The sequence below is a fragment of the Paenibacillus mesophilus genome, assembly GCF_005938385.1.
GTDB classification, from domain to species: domain Bacteria; phylum Bacillota; class Bacilli; order Paenibacillales; family NBRC-103111; genus Paenibacillus_AB; species Paenibacillus_AB mesophilus.
Genome location: NZ_VCRA01000004.1, coordinates 298,209 through 315,774 on the forward strand (window position 1 = coordinate 298,209; position 17,566 = coordinate 315,774).

9 protein-coding genes are annotated in these 17,566 nt (G+C 37.8%); 3 read left to right on the top strand and 6 right to left on the bottom strand.

The window, feature by feature from the left end; all coding sequences use genetic code 11:
- Nucleotides 1-372 precede the first annotated feature (372 nt).
- From FE783_RS08995 to FE783_RS09020, 6 genes are all read right to left on the bottom strand, one after another.
- Nucleotides 373-3,138, bottom strand: a complete 2,766-nt coding sequence (locus FE783_RS08995; RefSeq protein ID WP_138879006.1) for a YfhO family protein — start codon at nucleotides 3,136-3,138, stop codon at nucleotides 373-375.
- Nucleotides 3,139-3,275: 137 nt separating this feature from the next.
- Nucleotides 3,276-4,373, bottom strand: a complete 1,098-nt coding sequence (locus FE783_RS09000) for a hypothetical protein (RefSeq protein WP_138879007.1) — start codon at nucleotides 4,371-4,373, stop codon at nucleotides 3,276-3,278.
- A 13-nt stretch (nucleotides 4,374-4,386) separates the two neighbouring features.
- Entirely contained in the window at nucleotides 4,387-5,226 is an 840-nt protein-coding gene (locus tag FE783_RS09005; protein ID WP_138879008.1) for a glycosyltransferase, read from the bottom strand.
- Between the two features lies 1 nt (nucleotide 5,227).
- Nucleotides 5,228-7,735, bottom strand: a complete 2,508-nt coding sequence (locus FE783_RS09010; RefSeq protein WP_138879009.1) for a class I SAM-dependent methyltransferase — start codon at nucleotides 7,733-7,735, stop codon at nucleotides 5,228-5,230.
- Nucleotides 7,736-7,785: 50 nt separating this feature from the next.
- Entirely contained in the window at nucleotides 7,786-9,429 is a 1,644-nt protein-coding gene (locus tag FE783_RS38235) for an ATP-binding cassette domain-containing protein (protein WP_238402953.1), read from the bottom strand.
- Nucleotides 9,430-9,443: 14 nt separating this feature from the next.
- On the bottom strand, nucleotides 9,444-10,223 hold the full coding sequence (locus tag FE783_RS09020) for an ABC transporter permease (RefSeq protein WP_138879010.1): 780 nt from the start codon (nucleotides 10,221-10,223) through the stop codon (nucleotides 9,444-9,446).
- Between the two features lie 305 nt (nucleotides 10,224-10,528).
- Between FE783_RS09020 and FE783_RS09025 the strand changes: the two genes are divergently transcribed.
- The 3 genes from FE783_RS09025 to FE783_RS09035 all read left to right on the top strand — a co-directional run bounded on the left by FE783_RS09025 (nucleotide 10,529) and on the right by FE783_RS09035 (nucleotide 17,494).
- On the top strand, nucleotides 10,529-13,012 hold the full coding sequence (locus tag FE783_RS09025) for an O-antigen ligase family protein (protein ID WP_138879011.1): 2,484 nt from the start codon (nucleotides 10,529-10,531) through the stop codon (nucleotides 13,010-13,012).
- 144 nt (nucleotides 13,013-13,156) lie between these two features.
- The gene (locus FE783_RS09030) at nucleotides 13,157-15,592 is read left to right on the top strand and encodes an S-layer homology domain-containing protein (RefSeq protein ID WP_158301687.1); all 2,436 of its coding nucleotides are present in this window, start codon (nucleotides 13,157-13,159) and stop codon (nucleotides 15,590-15,592) included.
- 315 nt (nucleotides 15,593-15,907) lie between these two features.
- On the top strand, nucleotides 15,908-17,494 hold the full coding sequence (locus FE783_RS09035; protein ID WP_158301688.1) for an S-layer homology domain-containing protein: 1,587 nt from the start codon (nucleotides 15,908-15,910) through the stop codon (nucleotides 17,492-17,494).
- Nucleotides 17,495-17,566: the final 72 nt, after the last annotated feature.

The window sequence follows — 17,566 nt, forward strand, 5'->3', positions numbered from 1 at the left end:
GGTAATTTCTTTAAACAAGAGACAACTCAGCGTCCAGAAAACAAAGCTAGCTGACTCGGTCATGTCATTGGTCTAGGACAGCGATTCGAACTTCACAAAGCGTTGAAGCTTCACCTCTTTGTAATGCCTCGGCCCTTTGACGACAATCTAGCCGAAAGGGATACCGCTTATCTAAGGTGAAACAAAAGATACTCGGTTCTTTATACATAATTGCTGGCAGTGGGCAGTTTGCAACAAGGCATTGCTTCATCCACTCTTTTTGAAAGAGCCTCTTCCTTTACATACCTCGCTCATATCTAAACTTCGCATGTCAGCAATGATACCAAAGCAGTATTAACTGTTACATATTGTAAATGGATAGTTTTCACTGATTTATTTTCTTTTCTTTAATAATAAATATTTCCTAAAATAAAAAGTTAAGAATATAAGTAATGATATTACAGTTACAACTACTCCTTGCAATAAGCCCGGCTGTGTATATTGTAATTTTATTGCATGATCACCTTTTGGTAAGTATACTCCTGACAAACCTGCATTTACAGGAATAATTTTTTCTTCAATACCATCTACAAATATTCTCCATCCTTTATCATACGGAATTGATAAAGCTAATAATTTGTTCTCCGATACCTTTATTTGACCTGTAATATAATCATCTGAAAAATAATCAACATTGAGTGAATCTTTCCTTAAATTTTCCACATCGCTTACATATTCAGTACTAGGTGAGTAAGTCACTTGTATATTTTTTAAAACATACTCTCCCGGAATCTCTCCGATATCTACTCGAAGTTGATCTAAACTTATGAGACCCAAGTCAACTTCATATTTCGATGTTCCTTGATGAATACTGAACTTTTTAGATTTATATTCTTTGAAATCATTTGGAGCTATTGCATAGAATATTTGGCCTGTAGTTGGTACTAAGCTTGATATTTCAAATGAAATTTTAATTTTAGAATCAGAAATTTTTTCTTTAAGTGGGATAAAAATCATAGGGTCACTGTCAGTTGCAGTAAATTTTATTACTGACTGTCCTTGTTCAATTACCTTCATATTGCTTCCAAAAGTCAATTTACTATACTCTAAACTTACATTTGATGCAGGTAATGTTGTTGATTTTTCCAATTGACTATTATATTTATTTAATTGTTTATATTTCTCAGGTAACATATTTTCATTTTTCAAAATAAAATATTTTAGCAGCGTTCTATCTTTTTCTTCTACAGATAATTTCGAAAACTCTTCCTCTGTGATATAAGAATTATACGTATAGCCCAGTGGGAGATACATATTATTACGAAAAAGAAACAAATCTCCAAACTTTGCCATAAAGCTATACCCAAAAGGTTTATCATCTTGTTCTTTACTTAAATAATACTTAACTCCTAACAAAGTTTGAATACTAATACGATCCTTGAATCCATCTACGACCCTATCTGCTTTGCCAGTGCTAGCTCCAATTGTTCTCACAAAATCTACATATGAAGGATTATTTAGAGAACTATACACTGTTGTTCCATAATAATTTTGAAATAATGGTTCATTGGGAGTTGCCGAAATGAAAGATTTTTCCAATCTATAAAAACTATTATCTTCTTTTTGTAAATAACTCACGGCCTCACTGGTATAATCAAAGTAACCTTGACGGTTAGTGATATAATTTGGACTAACCAATTCCCTTTTATTTACAGTTATATTACTGAAAATAGCTAACTCTAAACAAGCAATAAATATCACTGATCCTACATATAATCTTTTACTTAATTTGTTTTTTGAGTAAAGACTAGTTATAAAATAGTACGAATAAAGGAAAATCATTATTACGATAAAGATCTTTGCGGTACTATACATTAATCCTTGCAAAATTTCTAATGAATTAATTACTAATTTCTCATTAATAATTCTAAATATTAGTCGCATTATAAATATTATTAAAAGAATTTTACATAAAATCACTAAAGAGTATCTCAATATTTTTTGATGAACAAATTTATTATCTTTAAGTATAAAATCTACAGCAGACGCCAGCATAATAAGTTCAAAAAGAATAAGTACAAATGACCAGCGATAAGTCAGTGCACTAAATGCATTAAATATAACAGATCCATAAGGAATTAAAATAGCAGCAAAAAGTATTCCGCCTAAACCCCCATAAATAATTTTCTCTCTACGGCCAAAAGCTTTAAACAACTGTGGAATAAGCAATAAAGTAAGTAATCCACAGTACAGCTGAGGGGATTCATAATAATTTGAATATCCAACAAATTGATAATTCGTTCCAAGCGTATCATTTGAGAACAATCGTCCCAAAATACTAATATACTCAACTAAGCTCGCCGGCTTCAAAGAAAAGTTAATATTATAACCGACTCTGGGACTAGTTAACGCAGAATACGCCGAAGGAAATAAAATGATTGCACTTAATCCAACGCCTAGTGTATAGCTAGCTCCAAATCTCAATAAAAATGAACTTAATTTTTTATAATTAAACCCGTTTATTAGTATATACCGTGCAATAGCGTATAAAAGAAGATAAATTGAAATCATATAAAAAAAATAATAGCTATAAATAGCGGTCAATGCAATTATTATGGTGAACATTATCCACCTTGACCGCTGTATTAGCGCTTCAAGAGCGTATAACAGTAATGGCGCGTAGAGAACTATATTAACAAACTGATAGTGCTGTCCCCATAAAATCATATAACCATTAAAAGCATAAAACAAAGAAACGATTAAAGATGTTTTCCGTTGAAATCCCATAATATTTAAATAGTAATAGAAAAATAATGCGGAAAGTATTATTTTTGCAATAAATACAAAAGGAAACATATAGGCAAGTATTTTTTTGCTCAAAAAAATATAAAATAGATTGAATGGATCAAAAATATAATTAGAAACTGAAAAGATGCTAGAACCAATCCCCCCTTTAAAATTCCACATTGGAAATCCAGCTTTTGCCCAATCAATTAAATACGCATACCACGCCCAATAATTACCATATGTGTCCCAGCCCCAATCAAGATATACATAGAGCTTTGAAAGTGTAATGAAATCTCTATAAACATAGAGACATATTATAGATATTAATATTAATAATAAGAAACCATTATTCCTTAATAATTTATTTAACATCGAAACCAACTCCAATATATGCGCTTATCCCAACCACATACTTTAAGGTTGTACTTTATCATGATAACCGTTCAACATTTTCTCACAAAAATGTTCTTCCTTTATTAGTCAATTGATTATTCAAAGTGAGAAATTTATTATCTCCCTAACTTTTTGTATAATTTCATAATAAATATTTTTAATCCTTGAGTTCGAATAATTTCAATCGCTTTAAACAAGGTTCTATTAATTTTTTTTATATTTTTACCATTTATTAAAATTTTTCTAAAGTAATCATTACTCAATTCAAATGGATCTTCTACACTGAACATCACATCATAATCTTTACGGTATTTGATTCTTATTGAATCTTCAATTTTTTCACCAGAAGTATAACAACTATATGTCCATGGTGTTTTGGATATAGAATCTGCATTATTAGCATCATGAATTTCTGCATATTCTGCATATAATTTTTTAAAAGGATGCTCCCCTTCAGGAAGCCAATCTCTCATGCATTTTTCCGCCGATGCTCCATATCCTGAATAGTGAATAAACCGTATCGGATCTCCCTTAACATTGTATCTTCCTTTTTCTACATTCATCCCGCAATTCAACAAGGACCATGGTGCGAAATCATAACCTCTATGTTTAAAGATTTCCACATCAAAAAAGCATGGAGCCAAGTCGATCCATTTTTGATCAGTAAAGATGCCCTTCGCTATGTCATCATAGCAAAATAAGTATAAACGTTCTGCCCACCAATTAATAAAATTTTGTGCTTCTTGACTACGATTAACACCTAGAAATCCAAGATTATATACCCCATGAGCAGTGCTAGACAGTTCCATATCAATATTCCCAGGATCAAGTAAATGAGGACACAAAACGATTGGGCGAGTATCCAACAGAGACCGTAACTCTATAAAATCACTATAAACATAAATATCTGGATCAAGATATATAAATTTCTGTTCTTCCGGAAATTTTTCATATAAATAACGAAAAAATTGTCCTTTTACTGCTGTCGAAGCTTCAACAATAGCATGCTTAAAAATAAACCGGTTGAAATTCCCTTCCCAAGCATCTTTAGCTAAAACAATTTTATCAAAATAGGGATAATTAAACTGTGGCAATATTTCACGTTCAGTTAAACAGACAACAAAGGTAGCATCAGGAATGTTTTCTTTAACAGACTTAGCAAGTGTTCGGGCTTTATGCAAGTAATTTGCACATATCGAAGTGAAAATTAGCATTTGAATACCTCATTTACTTCATGATAAATTTCTTAATAATAGATTTAAGTACAGGAATGCGTTTGATTTTCTCTAAAATTACAATACTCTCTTGCAATGCTCTATTTAAAAAAATATGCTCAATAAGAGCATCTCTGAGTCCTACAGCATACTGATCCTTGTATTTCTCATATAGAGCAGGGTGATTTTTATAAATATCAAAATATGTCTCACGAACGATTTGAACATTGGTCAAAAACTCCGTTGTACGTGAAGTAGGTTTGATACGGTAATGGAATAATACTTCAGGAATTTGATAAATCTCACGCCCTAATTCCATGACTGAAAGCCAGAAGTCATAATCTTCCATGCCATGTTTCATATTGGTGTTAAATCCACCAACTTTTTCCCAGTCTTCTTTATGGAATAAAGCTGTTACAAAAACAACATTATCTAGCAACATTTTTTCTAACGAATAATTCGGAAGATCCCATCTTCCACTCTTCTCTCCGAATAAATCTGCATAACAGTATACAACACCAACTTCTTGGTTTCCTTCCAAAATTTCAACTGCTTTTTCAACATAATTCTTTTCAATTATATCATCAGAATCGAGTGGCAAAATATATTTCCCTGTTGCCTGCTCAATACCTGCATTTCTGGCTCCAGCTGGTCGAAGCCGATTAGTTCTCAAAAACTTCGTGTTAGAATTTTTTATTTTGTTTAACACATTTAATGTATTCTCATCATCAGACCCGTCGTCAATGATAATAAGTTCTATGTTTTTATAGGTCTGCGCGTATACTGAGGCTACTGCCTCCTCAATATATGCACCATCATTAAAGCAAGGCATAATAACACTGACCCTACTCACACTATTTCCCCCTAGTTATGCTACCAAATAATAAAACTTTTATTATTGTTTTTACCCGATGTTTTTTCACTTGAGCCATCAAATCTGTATGCTTATTAAGAGTATATAATAGTTCATTTTGTGTATTTTGTAGCTCTGTCTGTGTTTTATGAAACTGATTTTGTGTAGCTAACAGTTCATTCTGTGTAGCATCAAGTTGTTTCTGAGTATTTTGCAGTTCATCTTGCATAACTAGGAGTTCTTTCTGTGTATCTAGCAATTCCTTCTGTGCAGTATACAGTGCTTTTTGAATATTGCTAAATTCCTCCCTTATTGCTGTCATTTCCGTACTTAATGAAATAAATTGATCCGACTTTGCATCAAATTGTTCTTGAGTATGATTAGCTCTTTCTTGAATTTCTTTCACTTCGGTTAACAATTGTTGATTAGCAGATGCCAAATCTTTATTCTCTTGCAAATATAGACCAATTTCACGCTCGCGTTTATGATATCCTAATGTCCAATCCAATATTTTGCAAGAAAAATAAATCTTTAAATAAGTAGCATTTGAAAAATCACCAGTTAGTAGCATTTGAGGATCAAATGTAAAGAATTCAAAACCTATATTCTCAATAAACCTTTCAGCATTTATTGCCTTGTAATCGATAAATGATCCATCAGTTTCAATCTTTTGTATCTTGATAATACAAGCATTTCCTTCAAGTGGGTCCCACCGAAGAACTTTTGCATTTTTTAACTTTTCTTGCGTAAAAGTAGCGGTAAATCCAATATCCGAATAATCAGCTTGACATTTTTCGTGATCAACATCAGTAAAACCGCTTCCCAGATCATAGAACAAGGTACTATGCAGCACTCTCTCTTTCATTTGCTGCACTTCAGCCTGTTCAACATCGACAACAACTACATCCTTTGAAAGATTATGCAGGTCCTTTATACCTACGTACTTCTCTGCAAAATGGTTTTCCCAGTCTGTAAAACATTTTTCGGTATTTTCATCTATATCTATTAATGTATAGAGCATAGATTTCGTAAAAAAACTCGCCAAATCGTGATCGTCTACAAATTGCTTGAGCATACGCCACATTACAAACTCTTGTGGCACCTCACATGGAATATGCCACTCATAATCAATTACTTGATAACTATTATCAACAATGAAAATATTCCCTGTGATCATGTCGACATTAGAATTGTTGGCCCAACGAAGTTGACGTAGACTGATTGTTTCTCCAAAGATTTCTTTAAATTTCTCAGAATCAGGTTGTTTTTGTAAACTTTTATTAGTAAACATTGCATCGCGCACTTGGCTAATTTGAGTGTAAAAAGCATCTATATCTCCACTCCTGCATGTATGAAGCAGTGACTCCTCTAAGTTTTCTCCTTTGATATACGGAAATGAGAGGTGTCCTTCTCTTTCTTCCAGACCAAAATTGTTCTTTAACCAACCATCTGCATAATCAAATGCGCTAAAGCCTTTCATCTTTTTTAAGTGTTTAACTGCCTGTGGGCACAGTACTTGTTTGTGAACCTTTACTCTATATTCGTCAAAATAGGTGCAGATGCGAAAGTTTTCATTTCGATTCGCGCTAATTTTGACATAAGCCATTTCAGCCGGAACTTCATCAGGAGTTCCTGCGATCTCAACTAAAAATGAGTTTGAGAAATGCTCCATTACACCATTCTTCATTAGAGATTGATAAACATGTCTTTCCTCGAAAAGCATAGTTCTCGACATATCCATTGGATAATTAGGAACCGTTGGTACCATGTCACAAACAGTAGAGTCGGTGAAAATTTCTGTTGGGAATTTATAATCCGGATAGGGATAAAAGAACTTTATTGGATGTAGTTTAGCTTTTATTATTTCTTCTGAAAGTTCTGCTTTAGAAAAAGTTCTCACTTTTTCTCCATTAACATAGCCATTAATACCAGAAAAATATTTACCCGTATGATCTTCTTTTGCACCGGAAAAATATTTTAATCCAAGCCTATTTTCTATAGCTAACAGTATCCGACCATTAGGGTTCAAATGTTCTGCTGAAATCCTTAGGAAATCCTCATAGGGGCTATTACTTTGAATCATGTAAGCGGCATATTCCAAAACACCATTTACAATGACATAGTCAAATTTCCATTCTGAAGGAATACGTTGAAAGTCACAAACTACAATTTCTAGATTTTGATGCTGCTTATGGCGTTCATAATTAACATTTGCCCTTCTCTTTGTTAACTCAACCGCAACAACTTTACTCGCTCGTTCACACAGCAGACCTGTTAGTGCACCACAACCAGCACCAATTTCCAATATTGTGCAGTTTTCTTTGAACGGAAACCAGTTTAGAATGTTATGCCGAAGATGGGACATATGATAAACAACAGGCCATCTTCCATCTTGATACCAATCGTCTTTAGCACTTTTAGCATATTCAAGCAATTCAAGTTCAATGTCGCCGTCGGTGTATACATCTTCAGCACTTGGCTCATAGTAATCGAGATTAAGGCGTGCCATCTAACTCCTCCTCCTAACTTGTTAAAAATCAAACCAACGTCAGCACGGGTTTATCCCATTTTACGTCTTTTAAGAGAGGACTCGTCGGGTTTACCAATATCATAATGAACTTGAAGATCAGTGATAATGTCATTGACTACTTTAAATGATTTTATAGAAGAATGTGAATCAATTTCCGTCAAAAATATCCTATCGTCGAGGAACGAAATATTATAGGGAACTCCGGTAAGTGATAATTGATCATTCAAATCTTCATAATTATTATTTTGTAACTCATTCAAATCCTTTGTTCTAACTAATTTGGGTGTTATATCTCCAGCACCATTTTGATAGACACTTAGATAATAATAAGATCCGATCTTAGCAATATCGTTCATACCTTGTAATTCAAAAGGAACGATAAATTCTTCAATCAAATCAAAAGTCAGATCTGAAGCTTGTGCCGCAATTATTTTACCTGGACCAGAAACAAAATAAATCTTTTCATCGATGAAACTGATTGCTCTAACATATGCCGTTTTTAAGTAATCTAGTTTTATAATCTTTTCAACGATAACTTCATTGCCCTTATTTTTTAACGTAAAAACTTGTTGTGAAGACGCAGCAATGCCGAAAAATCTTTTATTTTTCAAATCATAGATTATCTTATTAGGTTGACTTCCTATATTCCCAATTGATTGAGTTTCTACAAAAGATGTACCCTTTCTTCGCAATACTTTTACTCTATCATACTTAGTATCCTCAACTAAAAACACTTCGCCGTCACTTGCAATCGAATGCGGGTTACTAAAGCTTCCAGCAAGTGTTTTCCATTTTTTAATAGGGTCAATTAAATTTTCATTATAAATCACACGATGATGCCAACAATCAACAATAAAATAATCGTTATTGTATTTTGCAATAAAAGTAGGTGAATATAACTTTTCTCGGTAAATTAATGGATTTATCGGATCTGGATCGCTTTTGCCACCCTTTGCATAACTTATATAAGCACTGCAGACCTCTTCCATATTTCCGATCATTTTTACTTCCCCATGATCCAACCAAATTACACGAGTACATATTTCACGAATTTGTTCGATACTGTGAGAAACTAAAATAACTGTAGCTCCGCCGTTTATTAATTCCCGCATTCTTGAAGCGCTTTTTTGTTGAAATTGAGCATCACCGACCGAAAGAATCTCGTCAACAATTAAAACATCAGGATTCACGAGAGTTGCAATAGAGAACGCTAACCGAGCTGTCATACCAGAAGAAAAATTCCGAATCGGAACATCCATAAATTCTTGCAATTCCGAGAAATCGACAATTTCATCATATTTCTCGGTTAGGTACTGTTTGGAGTATCCTAGCACAGCACCATTAAGATATATATTCTCTTTGGCCGATAAATCCATATCAAAGCCTGCACCTAACTCCAACAGTGGTGCAATATTACCATCCACTTTCACCCTACCCTGTGTAGGAGTTAATATTCCTGATACAATTTTAAGCATTGTGCTCTTGCCAGCACCATTACCACCTATGATGCCGACAACTTCACCTTTTTTTATCGAAAACGAGATATCTTTAAGCGCGGTAAATTCTTTATACTGAAGTTTACCTGCAATTTTTTTAAGCAAGTATTCCTTGAGGCTCATAATACGATCATTCGCCATACGAAACTTCATAGATACATTATTTAATTCAATCAATAGAATCATTCTCCCTACAAACTCAGAATAAATTTGTTTTGGCTTCGTTTAAATACAAATACCCCAATAGCAAGCGATATGAGCGCAATTAAACCACAAAACACCCAAGCCTTTAAAACCGGAATGCCTTGATATAAAATAATAAAGCGAAAAAATCTAATAAAATGATACATCGGATTAAATTTCATAACAGTCATCATATATGATGGAAGGATACTTTCTGGATAAAATATTGGCGTTAAATAAGTCCAAATTGTTAACCCAATGCTATACAAAAATTGCGTGTCTCGAAAAAAGACCATCAGCGAAGATAAGATTAACGATATCCCCATAATAAAAACAAAAAGACAAACAATTGCATACACAATCGCAATGTGAGCAAGAGTGATATGCATACCGCTAAAAATTATTACTAAATAAAGCGCCACTAAGGAGAACAAAAAATTAACACCACTCGATAAAACTCGAGAAAAAGGATATATATACTTCGGGATGTAAACCTTGTTTATAAGCGATGCATTTTGAATAATACAGGTCATGGATTGAACAGTCGCATCAGCCATATAGTTGAACATAACAATGCCGCTCAATAAATACACAGAATAATTTGGAATGTCAAAACGAAATAGCGTAGAAAATACCAAATACTGTACTACCATTATTAGGAGCGGATTTAAAAGACTCCAAAAAATCCCTAATACTGATCTCCTATATTTTGTTTTAAAATCTCTTTTTATTAATTGAGAGAGAAGAAAACTATACTTGTATTGAAAAAATTTTTTTCTATTAATCATGTATAAACCTCACATTTTTTGTGTAATGTTCTTTTAACTTTAATGAATATATCCTGTATTTACATATAAGCTCGCCCTCCATCGTATAAGTAAGACATTCGTATCTTGACGAATCATGTCAAAAGCTATTCTATCAAACTTGCATTACAAATACTACCTCATAAATTATGAGACTAAACCATCAACTTTCAAAGTATTGACATAGGCTTGGCGACTTTTCTTTACTATCTCCTTTAATAACCTGCAAAGGTTTGATAATATTATTGTCATAAATAAAGGAGAAGAAACGAGGTTATCATACAAGTATGAGGAAACAAGTATATGGCAAAAGCAAAAGTCCCAAAACAAATTTGGCGCTTTCCGAAACAACTTCGATGATTTATTGGCTGATTTTATTTTTTGTCGTATTCTTCTTGTTCTTTGCAGCATTTCAAACTGCCTTATTTAACGGCGAATCGAACCAAGCTTATGTAGTCAATTCTTTTGAACGACCCATTATTACGGCGGTTTTATGGTGTTCTCTTATATTGATGCTAGCTGCAGTTTTCTTTTATCAACGATGGAATTTAATAAATCGATCCGACTTGCTATCTTTATTGGTCTGGTTGATTCCATTGGCATATGTACTGTCTTCATTCTCTGCCGCCTCCGCTCATTTATCAATCAAGATGGTACTGCTGCAGGTGCTGTATGCAACATTTTTTGTCTTAGGCATTTATTTGACCAAAAATCCTCTTGGCAATATTATTGTAATTAATTCCATCATGTTTTGCGGTTATGTTGTAGTAATTTATGGCATGCTGAACTTGCTGGGAAATGCTTACTCCAGAGACGGAGTAATGCTGACCGATCAGGGACTAAGGTTGACCTCGGTTTTTCAATACGCCAATGCATATGCCGCTTTTTTGATGGCCTTGCTATTTGCCAGTCTTTATTTACTGGTCAATTCGCGAACCTGGTATTCCATCTTACTTCATAGCGTAATGATGATGCCGATTCTACTCTCGTTCTTTCTTACGCTGTCTCGTGGTGGACTAGTGCTGCTGCCAGTTATTTTACTGCTTGTTCTGCCTTTTATTTCTCTAAAGAAACAGCTTTTGTTTCTCATGTATTTATTTTGGGCTACTATAACTTCATTAGCTATAACTGATAAGATGGACACCCTTGGAAATGATATTGTAAAAAGAGTGTTGGCAACCCGCACACCAACTGGAGTCGTAACTCTTCTAGGCTTATCCGATCCAAAAGTTTTAGAGGGATGGGCATATTTTCTATTTGCAACTTTAGGTTCGGCAGCAATCTTGGTTCTTGCACACAAATTTCTAGGTACTCGTTTTCTTGACAAGTCGATGACATGGCTGTCTTTCAAGTACTCGCCGTTTGTTTTACCTTTACTTGCTCTTATATTCGGTTTAATAGGTTCTTATATTTTGCTCAGCGACTCACCAATTCGCAAAATGCTTCCAGATACGCTGGAACAGCGAATAAATAATATCAACTTCGAACAACACAGTGTATTGGAGAGGGCCACTTTTTATAAAGACGCGTTCAAGCTCATCAAGGATTATCCTATACTTGGAGCAGGCGGTGGCGGTTGGGCTGCTTTGTATGAAAAGTACCAGAACAATCCTTATACGAGTCGGCAGGCGCATAACTTCTTTCTGCAGTTTTGGATTGAAGTAGGGACTTTGGGAATTATAATTTTGGCAATCTTCTTGTTTTATATTTTCTATCAGTATATACGCAGCTATATAAAAGGAGACGAAACATTAAGGAATAGTAAATTTGTGTTTTATATAGTAACTGTTTCGCTGCTCATTCACAGCATTATTGATTTTGAAATGAGCTATGCTTTTATTGCAGCATTAGTTTATCTTTGTTTGGGTGGCATGGCCTCCGGTATTACTTCCGAGGAGCTGTCGTTTGCAAAACGCCCCCTCGTAACGAAATTACGCCTCGCGTATCCAATCGCACTTGGCGCAGTCGCGATAATAGTTTTTATAGTATCGGCTGTTCAGTTTAGCGCCAACAACAAATATTCTATATCAATTAAAAATGCTGCTGCTCAAAAACCGTTACAGGACATTATGAACCCATTGAACGAAGCATTAAAGCTGAAGCCATATCATCCGGATTATGTGGCAACGAAGGTAGGATTCCTTACTCAATTGTATAGCCAGAATAAAGACGAGAAGATGTATAACGAGGCCATTCAGTTACTTCAAGATATGAAACATAAGGAAACCAATAGCAAGACTTTATTCGGACAAGAGCTTCAACTATACACCATAAAAAACGATCAAACAAAGTTGATCGATCTTGTCGGTAAAGGACTGCAGCAATTCCCTTGGGACAATTCTTTGTATGAAAGATATGCGGATCTGAACTTGGCCCTCTATGATCAAGCCAGAGCATCCAACAAAACTTTGGCCACCCAATATGCGAATAGAGTAATCGAGACTTATAATTCTGTCGCACAAAAGGTCAAGCATCTTGAAACATTGCCAAAGGGACAAATGCAGGGAGCCGCATTCAGCTTAACTCCGAATCTGTTATCAGCAACGGCACAAGTATATTTTACACTTGGAGAGTTCGGCGCTGCGGAAAACGTGCTAAAAGGATCCATAGGCGGTAATCTCGATGATGCCAAAAACCAGTTGCTAGTCAGACTTTACCTCGCCTCTATTATGAGGCAAGGAAAGTCCGATCAGGACCTATATAACAAACTTATTGCCAAAAATGCCAATGAAAGGGCCGAAATCGACAAAATGCTTAAAGCCGCGCTATAATGCGCGGCTTTTCGTTTTTTTCATATAATAGTTATTTTCAAATCTTCTTCCATCCAGTACAATAGATTAGCAGAGGAGGTGAAACCTACAATTATGGTTCCACAACATTCAACTAAAAATAATCAGGAAAGGAGGAGAATACATATGTCGAAACCGACCTTAATGAAAAAAGTGTCGCAGCTGCTTGTTACCGTATTGCTGATTTCGTTGCTTATGCCTATCATTGCTTTGGGAGCTTCTGGCTTCAAAAACGTAACTTACAATGGCCAGAACGTAGGTGGAACTGTATACTCTGACACGTACAAGCCTGGTGGAGTTACGGTTAGTATCTACGGTCCCAATGGAGAGATTACAACGGCTACAGCAACTTACTCAGTATACAACAGCGTATACGAGTACAACTTCACAAAAAATGGAATTGGGACTTATAAGTATATCGAGGTAAAGGCCCCGACAGTCACGACTAATACTTATAAAGTAACTTTCGATGAAGTTGCCCCATCGTGGACAAACAGCGATGCGCTGACAGCCACGGTAGTCACTCAAACATCGTTGACACTCAATTGGCCAGCTGCTTCGGACAATAAGGGTGTAGTTTCCTATCACGTCTACAAAAACGGTGGACTTCTGGGTACGACGACAGTATCTGGGCTTACTTATGACGTTACTGGACTTACTGCCGCTACTCCGTATGATTTCAAAGTAGTCGCATATGATGCTGTTGGCAATGCTAGCGCTACTCCGTTGATCAAGACGGTTACGACTGAATCCGTTCCTGGGCCATCTCATGACACCACTGCTCCAGCTTGGCCAAACGCTCCAGAACTGAAGGCTACGGACATTGCTCAAACTTCGTTGAAGCTTGAGTGGCCACAAGCGACGGATGCCGTAGGCGTGGTTGGTTACAGTGTTTACAAAAACGGCAACCTGCTGGGTAAAACGGTAACCGAACTCACGTACAGTGTTACTGGACTTACTGCTGATACTTCGTATGATTTCAAAGTCATTGCGTATGACGCAGCTAACAATGCAAGCTCGGATCTGCCTCTTACAGTCAAGACTAAGGCAGAAGAAGTAACTCCAGTAAACAAAAAACCTACATGGGGAGATAGCTCTCTGACAGTCAGCGACATCACGGTTGACTCGTTGACGTTGACATTGTCGAAGGCTGCTACCTCTTTCGACGGAAGCAGCGTTACTTATGAGGTGTACCAAGGTACTTCTACTACTCCAAGTTACAAGACTACAGCGCTGACACAAAAAGTAACGAGCCTTGCTGCAAACACTTCGTATACGTTCAGTGTAGTGGCTGTCGATGAACATGGTAACAGAAGCGATGCCAAGACTGTTACGGAGAAGACCAGAGCCTATACGGGCGTCGGTGGTTTCGGTGGTCCTGGCGGATCTACTGGCAATACCACCAACTCCGACGGTTCGATCAACGTAACTAACGGTCAAGTTGACGCTAACACGTTGAAAAACGCATTTGCGAACAAAACCGAAGCAACTCTGGTAGTGAAAGGCGATACGGCTACGATTCCTGTATCCGCACTCTTGGATGCAGCGAAGAAATCCGGTTCGGCTCTCGTTATCAAGACGGATAACGGTTCTTATGTACTTCCGTTGTCGCTCTTTGATTTTGATGCATTGGCTAAAGACCTTGGTGTAGCTGTAGGCGATCTGAAGTTCACGGTCAACATCAAGAAGCTTGCCGGCAATGATGCGAAATCCGTAACGGATGGAGTAACTGCTGCAGGCGGCACTTCTTTGTCGGACGCAGTTGATTTCAGCATCACATTTGAAGGCAAAGACGGTAAGAAACAAAACGTCGATTCCTTCAAGCAATATGTGAAGCGTACGATTCCGTTGAAGTCGAAACCTGGCAAAAACGCTGTCGTATTGATGTACGATCCGGCAACGAAGACTTTCAGCTTCGTTCCTGGTACGTTCTCCGATACAGAAGCAACGTTCTCGCGTACGGGCAACAGCGTATACACGGTCGTTGAATACAGCAAAACGTTCAGCGATATCACTACTCACTGGGCGAAAGCCGACATCGAGCTGCTTGCCAGCAAGATGATCGTGAATGGCGCTACCGATACGGCTTTCCAAGCTGATCGCAACATCACTCGTGCCGAGTTCGCGGCATTGGTAGTACGTTCGCTTGGTCTGACTCCTGTTGCAAGTGCTGCTAAGTTCAGCGACGTGAAATCCGCTGACTGGTATGCAGGCGCAGTTGGCGCTGCTGTACAAGCAGGTATCGTTAACGGTTACGAGGACGGTTCGTTCCGCCCGCAAGCGCAAATCTCTCGCGAAGAGCTGGCAGCTATGGTTGTCCGCGCTTACGAATTCGCTGGCGGTAAAGTCGCTATCGATCAAGCTTCCATTACGAAAGCTTTGTCGAAATACAACGACGCAAGCAAGATCGTTTGGGGTCAAAAAGAAGTTGCTATCGCCTTGTCTGCCGGTCTGATGAACGGTATGACCGATACGACTCTCGTCACTGACGGTCAAGCTACTCGCGCCGAAGCTGCGACGATGCTGAAACGCTTCTTGTCGAAAGTAGGATTCATCAACTAATTGGTTCTATGTACTACGAAAACCCTTGCTTCCCTCGCGGAAAGCGAGGGTTTTTCTTTTTGTTTTAGATGTTTTGCTTAATTTGTTTATACCATTCGCAATGGTCATTCTGTTTCTGTCGGTGATAGTCAGAAAAAAATATATGGAATTTTTCTTCCAACCCCCTTAACCTACCTACCTGATTCGAACAAATATATCTAGGGTAATGGAAGATGGCAATCTTGCGAAAAGGAGGTGACTCTGATCATGAATAGGCCAAGCTTACTCCCCCAATATAAAAAGAGAAAGATAAAGGAAAGGAGCGGGAGACGATTGTTGAGTAAAACGATACTGCGAAAAACATCCGGATTTTTGATTGCGATGATGATTGTGTCGATGCTGGTTCCGGTTTTAGCTTCTGCCGCAATGACCTTCAAGGGCACATTTAGCTCCAATGGCACAGTTTCCGGACAAGTTTATTTCGATGGAGCCGTCGGCGATGCCGTCTACAACCAAACTGACGTCACGCTTTCTGTTTACGGAAAAAATGGCGAATACATTAAAGACGTTACCGTCTCTTATGCGACCTATACTAACGGTACTTCTTACTACAATATTCCTAGCAACACGGTAATCAACTCCGTATACGATGCTGTCTATTTCCAACATAGCGACGGCAGCGTTACCGATGTAGTGTATCGTGCGCCTGTAACGCCTCCGACCGGCTGTACTTACTGTGGCGGCGGCGGTGGTGGTGGTGGCGGATCCTGGCCAAGCGGAAGCACGATCAACTCTTCCAATGGCACGGTAAGCGCCAATGAATTGAAAAATGCACTTAGCAGCTACACGGAAGTGACCATTAAAGTAACAGGCGATATGGTATCGATTCCGGTCTCTGCGCTCTTGAATGCAAAAGAGGGTGCGGTCCTGATTATCGTTACCGATAACGGTACTTACTTCTTGCCTCTGGCTGCGTTTGATTTTGAAGAACTGGCCAAATCGGTCGAATCGAATGTTGCTGATCTGAAGCTCAACGTCGGCGTTAAAAAGCTGACTGGTGATGACGCTGAAGCGGTAACGAAAGCTATTACAGCTGTCGGCGGCAAAGCTCTTGCGAATGCAGCGGATTTCAGCATCTCGATCGAAGGCACGAACGGCAAAAAAGCCGATATCGACTCCTTTGACCGTTACGTGAAGCGCAAACTTCCGGTAACGACCGAGAAGACGAAAACGGCAACAGTCGCTTTGTATAACAAAGATACAAAATCGCTCAGCTTTGTTCCTAGCATCGTCTCCTCCACGGAAGCCGAGTTCTGGCGGACGGGCAACAGCGTGTATACGGTTATCGAGCTTAACAAATCGTTCAGCGATATCGCCTCCCATTGGGGTAAAGCCGACATCGAGCTGCTGGCTGGCAAGCTGATCGTCGATGGCGTGACCGATACTACGTTCGAGCCGGACCGCAATATCACTCGTGCAGAGTTTGCAGCATTGGTAGTTCGTTCGCTCGGCTTGAGCCCTGTAACGAGCAAAGCCTACTTCAATGATGTCACCTCTAATGCTTGGTATACAGGCGTTGTGAACGCCGCAGCGAAAGCCGGTATCGTGGACGGTTACGAGGATGGTACTTTCCGTCCGAACGCTCAGATTACTCGTGAAGAGCTTGCAGCCATGGTCGTAAGATCTTTCGAGTACGCCGGCGGTAAAGTTGAGGTTGATGCATCCGCACAAGCTCAGATTTTATCCAAATGGTCTGACGCGAATAAAATTATCTGGGGTCAGTTGGAAGTCGCTAAAGCAATTAAAGCCGGCTTCATTAACGGTATGACCGATACGACACTGGAAACTAACGGCAAAGCTACCCGCGCTCAAACGGCAGCTATGGTAAAACGTTTCCTGACTGAAGTAAAGTTCATCGACTAAATGAGCTTGGATCGAATAAACCCTTGTTTCCCTTGTGGAAGCAAGGGTTTATTTTTTTGTACACGACTAATG

Excerpts from the sequence above, each read along its gene's own strand:
- FE783_RS08995 (WP_138879006.1), bottom strand. The coding sequence starts at position 3,138 with ATGTTAAATAAATTATTAAGGAATAATGGTTTCTTATTATTAATATTA.
- FE783_RS09000 (WP_138879007.1), bottom strand. The coding sequence starts at position 4,373 with ATGCTAATTTTCACTTCGATATGTGCAAATTACTTGCATAAAGCCCGA.
- FE783_RS09010 (WP_138879009.1), bottom strand. The coding sequence starts at position 7,735 with ATGGCACGCCTTAATCTCGATTACTATGAGCCAAGTGCTGAAGATGTA.
- FE783_RS09020 (WP_138879010.1), bottom strand. The coding sequence starts at position 10,223 with ATGATTAATAGAAAAAAATTTTTTCAATACAAGTATAGTTTTCTTCTC.
- FE783_RS09025 (WP_138879011.1), top strand. The coding sequence starts at position 10,529 with ATGAGGAAACAAGTATATGGCAAAAGCAAAAGTCCCAAAACAAATTTG.
- FE783_RS09030 (WP_158301687.1), top strand. The coding sequence starts at position 13,157 with ATGTCGAAACCGACCTTAATGAAAAAAGTGTCGCAGCTGCTTGTTACC.